The following is a 7,500-nucleotide window of genomic DNA, read 5'->3' on the forward strand; positions in this document are numbered from 1 at the left end:
GCGCCCCGCCCTTTTCGCATCGGAAGAAAATTGCCGCCCTGGGGCGGGATAGACTATCGACGCGAACCAACCCGAACACGGAAGATGCTTTCGGGCCGTGATGAATCCTGTCCGCCGGTCTTCAGCCCTTAAGCAAAAGCCGAGGGCCAGAGATCAGGGTTTCGCGGCGTTGGCACCGCTTGAGACAGAATTGCCAACCGCGCTGACATCGCGCCCGGCACCGCCAATCGTGTGACAGGCAGCGAGGCCGCCGAGAAAAGCGACGGCGCAAGCGAAACGCCAGACGGGTTTAGCATTAAACAAGTTGGACATGATCGTCACCTTTGGTCGGGTCAACGCGGTGTGGCCGCGCTTGCCCCGCTTGTCACGGCATTGCCGGTCGCGCTGACATCACGTCCCGCGCCGCCGATCGTGTTGCAAGCAGCAAGTGCAAGAATCATGGTCGCCGCGACAAGGCCGCGACCGATATCTGAAGTAGATGGTTTCTGCATAGAGTTTCTCCGTAAATAACCAGAGATAAAAAACGTTTTATGATGTCAGGAGTTACTTTTTCATGTTCAAAAATCTGCGCCCACTGGTCATAATGCGACTGGTAGGGGCGTTGCAGGGACGTGGAAGTTCATCAAGCGTCTTCGCTCTGTCACTCATCCCCTTGGAGGAACGCGAATTTGGCCAGACCCATGGTGCTTTTCCGGGATGATCTTCGTCTCGCTGACCACCCGGCGCTCAGTGAAGCCTGTAAAGATAAACGCGACATTATTTGCCTCCTCATGCTGGATAAAGGCCCGAAAATCCGCCCGATGGGTGGCGCGGCGCGCTGGTGGCTGCATGGTGCGATCGCGTCCCTGCGCGCCGCGCTCCGCAAGCGCGGTGGCGAATTGCTGGTTGTCGAAGGGGATGCGCGGGACATTGTGCCGCACCTCGCGCGTCATTTTGCGGTTTCGGACGTCTACGCCCATTATCGTTACGGGTCGGCGGAGCGCGATGTTGACGCGACCATCGGTAAGGCACTTGAGCAGGACAATATAGGGTTTCACCAATATCACGCCGCGGTTCTCTGTCCCCCTGAAACGATCAAGAACGGCGCGGGGCAGGCTTTTAAAGTGTTTTCGGCTTTCTGGCGCGCCATGCAGGCGGGGCCGCCGATTCATCCGCCCCTGCCGCCACCGGCCCATATTTCTTTTATCGCTGACGCGGAATTGCCGGGTGACGTCACGGCTTTTGATGAAAGCGCCTTATTGCCGACCCGACCCGATTGGGCCAAATCGATTGCGGAAGTCTGGACACCGGGGGAAGAGGCAGGGTTGGAAATCCTGCGCGATTTTACAGAAAATGGCCTCGCCGACTACAACGCCAAACGAAATTTCCCGTCATTCGAGGCGACCTCACGCCTGTCGCCCTATCTGCGCTTCGGGCATGTGTCCCCGAAACAGATATTCCACGCCATTGCGGATAAACGTAGTCGGGGGAAGGCGCGCTTCCAGTCAGAAATTGCCTGGCGAGACTTCGCGATTTACAATCTGCTTCACAGCCCCGATATGACGACGAAAAATTTGCGGCCTCAATTCAACCATATGGCGTGGCGGCATGAGCCGAACATGATCCGCCTCTGGCAGAAGGGCCAGACGGGGATACCAATCGTCGATGCCGGGATGCGTCAATTATGGCAAACAGGCTGGATGCATAATCGCGTGCGCATGATTGTCGGCTCCTTCCTTACCAAACATCTGCTGACAAAATGGCAGGAGGGGGAGGCATGGTTCTGGGATACGCTGGTCGATGCGGACGCGGCCTCCAATGCCATGAACTGGCAATGGGTCGCGGGTTCCGGGATCGACGCGGCGCCTTATTTCCGTATCCTCAATCCTGTCCTTCAGGGTGAAAAATTTGATGGTCAGGGTGATTATGTCCGCCATTTTATACCTGAGATCGCGAAACTTCCGGACGCTTACATCCAGCATCCCTGGGATGCGCCGGAGGATGTCCTCAAAAAAGCGCAGATCACTCTGGGGAAGGATTACCCGAATCCGTGCATCGACATCAAGGAAGGGCGTGCCCGCGCCATGAAAGCCTTTGAAGCTCTCTAACGTCAGGGCGTCGCGCTCTGAACGGCCTGTTTTGCGGAAACGGTGACAGTATGCGTCGCCTCGCCTGAGACGAGGTCAAGTGGGATCGGCTCTCTGAGGGGAAGGGACGCGTCGAACGATTCGATGACTTCCATATTATCGCGTATCGGGTAGGCATGTGGCCCGATCAGAATCTGATGCCCCTCTGTCAGGCGCATGGGGCCAAGTTCCTCCCCGGCCTCGGAAGCGATGGTAATCCTATCACCATGCATCAGAGTGGCGCAGGCGCGCAGGAAGCCGTCCGTCAAAAGCGAGAAATGTTCCCATTCACTCGGGTGCTCTGCATCCATGTGGATGTGGAAATTCGGCGTGCTCCGCATATATCGCGGGTGCGCGCCATCGTACGACAGGAATGTTGCGAGATTACCGGCGGAGATCTCGACTTTCATTTTCGGTAGCGGCATGGGCAGGGACACGGCTTTTTCAAGCATGGCCTCAAATCTCTCGGGCAATGGGTTTGGCGCGCGCAGAAAAATGCCCGGAACGCGCCCGGGCGCGGGGTTGATCGTGTTGAGATGATCCCGCAAAAGATCGAGATCAACAAAACGGCCAAAATAATCGAGCAACCAGTAACGTCGGAGGGAAAAGCCGAGATTCTGCATGATCGTCCTTTTACCATCCACCTGATAACAGGCGGTCACGTCGGCCCGGCGGGCGGTCCAGACAATATCGGCGATTCAATTCTTGATGTTGTTTTGGATAACGCAAACCATCTTCCGGCTCAAGCTGGCAGTTTGGCCAAAGCGAGGCATTTCCGCATCAGGCTCGGGAGGGCCTGATCGGGGAGATCCTCCATCGCGCACGGCACCGCATCGACAATCATCTCCGGCGTCATGAGGGGGGCGAGGCACGATGTCCTCGCGGCGTTCCATGAAGTGACTTCTACCTCATATACGTCAAGATAAAGGGTCAGGTGCGTAAATACATGTTTGACCCGCCCGAGATACAGCCATGGTCCGGCGGACGCACCTTTCTGCAGGCTATCAGGCGGCGCGGAAACGGAAATCCAGTCACTTCCGGGGAGCGCCATCATCGCCGCGAGGAGCCCCTTATCCGGCCGTTTTCGCAATAAAACAGAGGGGCCCGGTCCGCGGATGATCAACGCCGTGCCATGGCTGTCGGGACGCTGTTTTTTAGGCGCTTTAACCGGGTAAGATTCAGCTTTTCCCTGTCGATGCGCGGCACAATCCTGCTGCCACGGACATAACATGCATTTCGGCCGTCGCGGCGTGCAGATTGTGGCACCTAGATCGAACAAAGCCTGCGCGAAATCGGACGCCCGCGCCTGCGCAGGCGCGTCGTCATTCAATGTCGCGGCGAGAGTGGCAAGGTGCTTCTTCCCGGCGGGGAGCGGCGTCCCGGCTGCAAAGAGCCGCGCCGTAACGCGCTCGACATTGCCGTCAACCGGGATGACCGGCACATTGAAGGCGATGGAGGCAATGGCCCGCGCCGTGTAGGGGCCAATGCCCGGCAGGGCTTCCAGAGCCGGGACGGTTTGGGGGAAAGCGCCGCGCGCCGCCAGTTCTTGCGCGCAAAGATGCAGGTTGCGCGCCCTGCTGTAATAGCCCAGCCCGGCCCAGGCCGCCATGACGTCATGCTGCGGTGCCGCGGCCAAAGCTTGAACCGAAGGGAAACGCGCGATAAACCTCAAAAAATAATCATGTACCGTCACAACCGTTGTTTGCTGCAGCATTATTTCGCTCAGCCAGACGTGATAGGGGTCCGATTTCTGCCCCGGCAAGGCGCGCCACGGCATGATGCGGCGGTGATGATCATACCAGAGCAGCAGTGAGGCAGCAGAGAAGGTCACACGAGCGATATGAAGAAATCCGACACAGCGCGCAAGCCCAGGACGACCCGTCCCGCGCCCGGCCCGGTGGAAAAAGAGGCGCGGCGTGTTTTCGGCATGAGGGCGCTCGGCGCCTTGATTGATCCTGTCGCCCGCCCTGCCCTGAAACGCCGGCCCAGCCTCGCTGTGCAGATTATCCTCGATTGGCCACATATTGTCGGGCCTTCCTTGGCGCGAATGTCAACGCCAAGGAAATTGTCAGGCGGCACATTGACAATCGCCTGTGCCGGGCCTGTCGCGGTTGAGATGCAATATCTGATTCCCCAACTCCTGGAACGCATCAATGGCTTGGCGGGTGGGGCGTCTGCACGCGGAGGTCGTCAATCCCCGCTACTTTTCAGGGACCAATCCTCGATCGTGACCCGGGTGCGAATCATTCATGATGCGGTTCTGGAAGAGGTTACTGAACGTCCAGCGCGCATACCGGCGGAGCCGATCACGATTGAAGAAGGTCATCATCAGCCGATCCAGGATGTATTGCAACGATTAGGGGGTCTTATCTCCGCGCGGGAACGCGATAAACCGCCTTCCTGAAACGACATCCACTGGCGTAACCCGGCTTGATTCTCAGGGCCGCTTTGTGCGACTGCGTGCCGATATTCATAAATTTGAGTCGGGTTAATCCCGTCCGCGTCCAGGTCGATCGCTGCGACCCGTCGATGCATCGTGAGAGGATTATAACAGGATGAACGCGGAACCCATCGATATTCTTATCCTGGCGCCACAATTTGCCCATGCTCAGGCGCCCAGGACGCATGAATATATCCTGCATGATTATGAATCCATTGAGGCTATCGGCGCGGCAGCGCACAGGATAAGGGGGCTCATCACAGATGGTGCGCGCGGCGCGCCGCGAGAACTTCTTGAGGCTCTACCGAATCTTGAAATCATCAGTGTCTGCGGCGTGGGCTATGATCGGATTGATCTGGAAACATGTCGCCGTCGACAGATCAACGTCACGACGGCACGTGGGGTGCTTTCGGCCGACGTTGCGGATATGGCCCTTGCCCTGACATTGGGCGTTTTACGACGCGTCGTCGCTGCTGATCGCTTCGTCCGCGCGGGCGATTGGCGCCCGACGCATCATTTCCCGCTTTCCACGTCACTGAAAGGCAAGCGCATGGGCATTGTCGGGATGGGCGATATCGGCATTGAAATCGCGCGGCGTGCGCAGGCTTTCAGGATGGAAGTCGGCTACCATAATCGTCGCATCAAAGAGGACAGCCCTTTTTCCTACCACCCCGACCTGATCTCGATTGCCCGCTGGTCTGACGTGCTTGTCCTGTGCCTTCCCGGGGGAGACGCGACACGGCACGTGGTCAATAAGGACGTGCTGGATGCGCTGGGGCCTGACGGGTTTCTCATCAATGTAGCGCGTGGCTCCGTGATCGATGAGCCCGCCTTGATCTCGGCGCTTCAGGAACGGCGGATCAAAGGGGCAGGGCTGGACGTCTTCGCCGATGAGCCGCATGTGCCGCCGACTCTGAAATCATGTGACAACGTTGTTCTGCAACCGCATATCGCCTCCGCCACGCGGGAGACACGGGCTGAGATGGCGGCGCTCGTTTTCCGAAACCTCGACGCGCAATTCGCTGCGCGCCCTTTACTGACGCCACTCGCCTTTTGAGCTGTCGGGACGTGCGGCCGTGTCGCGCCTTGTCACGTTTCGTGATTCGCGCGTTAAACCGTACTGTAACGTTTCGGCGTTCACGCTTGCGACAGTGTTTATCCGGTTCACAAGCGTTTCTGCGCGTCGGTTAAGGGGAGAGAACCACCTATTTCGGTATAAATCTCGTTTTTCCCTTGACGATATCGCGATTTTCGCGGTCGTACTCTTCGTTTGCCGTTAAAACAGGCTTAGTATTTCGGGCTGATGCGTTACGGAGATATGGCGGTATGAGCACGCGGGGGAAGATCATCACATTCGGCGAGATCCTCGTCGAAATTGTCGCGGACACGGTGGGTGTCGGCTTCCAGGAAACGATGGGTTTGCGTGGGCCATTCCCTTCCGGTGCACCCGCGATTTTTATTGATCAGGTGGCGCATCTCGAAGTGCCCTGCGGCATTATCTCCTGCGTCGGGGACGATGATTTCGGGCGATTAAATATCGCGCGCCTCGAGCGCGACGGTGTCGATGTCTCTGCCATCGCATTTTCCCCCAATCTCACGACAGGCAGTGCTTTCGTCCGTTATCGTCCCGATGGATCGCGGGATTTCGTCTATAATATTCGTGGCGGCGCCTGTTCGGAAACGCGACTGACAGCGGCAGCGCATCACCTGCTTGATCAGACCGCGCATTTCCACCTCATGGGCTCGTCACTCTTTTCCCCGATCATGATTGAGGAAGCGATGATTGCCGTGCAGAAAGTGCGGGAGAAAGGCGGCAAGGTTTCCTTTGATCCGAATATACGTAAGGAGATGCTATGCGCCCCCGGAATGCGCGGCGCCATGCTGAATATCCTGAAATGCTGCGATCTTTTCCTCCCCAGCGGCAATGAGCTGGTGGCCCTCACCGACGCCACGGATGAGGAAGGCGCTATTGAAGAAATCTTCCGCCTCGGCGTGTCGGAGGTCATCCTCAAAAAAGGGGGAGAGGGCTGCGTTTTCTTCAGCCGTGACCAGCGCATTGCCGTCCCGGCCTTTCCGGTTGCGGAAATAGACCCGACCGGCGCTGGCGATTGTTTCGGCGCGACTTATGTCGCCTGCCGCTATCTCGGCAAGTCAGTTGAAACGAGCCTGCGTTATGCTTCCGCCAGCGGTGCCCTCGCCGTGTCCGTGCTCGGACCGATGGAAGGGCGCGCTGATTTCGCGGCGCTGGACGCTTTTATTGGAGAAAAAGGGGTAAGCGTATGACTGACAATCCTCTGACAAATCTTCGCGCATCCTATGATGCCGGTAAGGCTCAGGGCATCGTTTCCGTCTGTTCCGCGCATCCGATCGTCATTGAAGCGGCCCTGGCCCGCGCGGCGCGACGACGAACCATGGCGTTGATTGAAGCGACCTGTAACCAGGTGAACCAGGATGGTGGCTATACGGGCATGACGCCAGCCGATTTCCGGCGCTATGTCCTCGACATCGCCGACCGCGTGGGGCTTCCACATGACCGCGTGATACTGGGTGGAGACCATCTCGGCCCCAATCCATGGAAAAATCTGCCGCCTGACGAGGCCATGCAGAAAGCCTGCGACATGATCGCCGCTTACGCTGAGGCCGGTTTCGTGAAACTCCACCTTGATGCCAGTATGGGTTGCGCGGGTGAGGCCGCCCATTTGCCCGATGATATCGTCGCTGAACGGGCTGTCATGATGGCGGCGCGGGCGGAGGCCCATGCGAAAATCCCGCCCGTCTATATTATCGGGACGGAGATCCCGACGCCGGGCGGCGCGACGGAAGCGCTTGACCATCTCGCCCCGACGACGCCGGAATCGGTGCAGGCGACGTACCGCGTCCATAAAGCGTCTTTTCAGGCGCAAATCCCTCAGGCCTGGGCGCGCGTGATCGGGATTGTAGTGCAACCGGGCGTTG

General features: G+C 58.3%; 9 protein-coding genes (1 of these 9 only partly in view). 5 read left to right on the top strand and 4 right to left on the bottom strand.

The window, feature by feature from the left end; translation table 11 throughout:
• Positions 1–153: 153 nt before the first annotated feature.
• The gene (locus CGLAMM_RS08010) at positions 154–312 is read right to left on the bottom strand and encodes a hypothetical protein (RefSeq protein ID WP_394819106.1); all 159 of its coding nucleotides are present in this window, start codon (positions 310–312) and stop codon (positions 154–156) included.
• Between the two features lie 20 nt (positions 313–332).
• Positions 333–491, bottom strand: coding sequence for a hypothetical protein (locus CGLAMM_RS08015; protein ID WP_394819107.1), 159 nt, complete (start codon positions 489–491; stop codon positions 333–335).
• Between the two features lie 177 nt (positions 492–668).
• Here CGLAMM_RS08015 and CGLAMM_RS08020 point away from each other — a divergent pair, with 177 nt between their 5' ends.
• Positions 669–2,087 (top strand): cryptochrome/photolyase family protein, encoded by a 1,419-nt coding sequence (locus CGLAMM_RS08020; RefSeq protein ID WP_418115562.1) that lies wholly within the window; start codon positions 669–671, stop codon positions 2,085–2,087.
• 2 nt (positions 2,088–2,089) lie between these two features.
• On the opposite strand, the gene CGLAMM_RS08025 is transcribed toward CGLAMM_RS08020, so the two are convergent.
• Both CGLAMM_RS08025 and CGLAMM_RS08030 read right to left on the bottom strand, forming a co-directional pair.
• A complete protein-coding gene (locus CGLAMM_RS08025) occupies positions 2,090–2,767 on the bottom strand; it encodes a hypothetical protein (protein ID WP_394819108.1) in 678 nt (225 codons plus the stop codon).
• An 80-nt stretch (positions 2,768–2,847) separates the two neighbouring features.
• Positions 2,848–3,882, bottom strand: a complete 1,035-nt coding sequence (locus CGLAMM_RS08030) for an A/G-specific adenine glycosylase (protein WP_394819704.1) — start codon at positions 3,880–3,882, stop codon at positions 2,848–2,850.
• A gap of 63 nt (positions 3,883–3,945) precedes the next feature.
• On the opposite strand from CGLAMM_RS08030, the gene CGLAMM_RS08035 reads away from it, so the two are divergent.
• The 4 genes from CGLAMM_RS08035 to CGLAMM_RS08050 all read left to right on the top strand — a co-directional run.
• Positions 3,946–4,509, top strand: a complete 564-nt coding sequence (locus CGLAMM_RS08035) for a DciA family protein (protein ID WP_394819109.1) — start codon at positions 3,946–3,948, stop codon at positions 4,507–4,509.
• Positions 4,510–4,660: 151 nt separating this feature from the next.
• Positions 4,661–5,602, top strand: a complete 942-nt coding sequence (locus CGLAMM_RS08040) for a 2-hydroxyacid dehydrogenase (RefSeq protein ID WP_394819110.1) — start codon at positions 4,661–4,663, stop codon at positions 5,600–5,602.
• Positions 5,603–5,871: 269 nt separating this feature from the next.
• The gene (locus CGLAMM_RS08045; protein WP_394819111.1) at positions 5,872–6,828 is read left to right on the top strand and encodes a tagatose kinase; all 957 of its coding nucleotides are present in this window, start codon (positions 5,872–5,874) and stop codon (positions 6,826–6,828) included.
• Positions 6,825–7,500: the 5' portion of a D-tagatose-bisphosphate aldolase, class II, non-catalytic subunit gene (locus CGLAMM_RS08050; protein ID WP_394819112.1), read on the top strand. The gene runs 593 nt beyond the window's last position; 676 of the gene's 1,269 nt are visible here — the first part of the coding sequence; it begins with the start codon at positions 6,825–6,827; the stop codon falls past the right edge of the window. Before CGLAMM_RS08045 ends, CGLAMM_RS08050 begins: the two co-directional genes overlap by 4 nt.

Origin of the sequence: Sorlinia euscelidii (genome assembly GCF_036452135.1) — a bacterium.
Taxonomy (GTDB): Bacteria; Pseudomonadota; Alphaproteobacteria; order Acetobacterales; family Acetobacteraceae; genus Sorlinia; species Sorlinia euscelidii.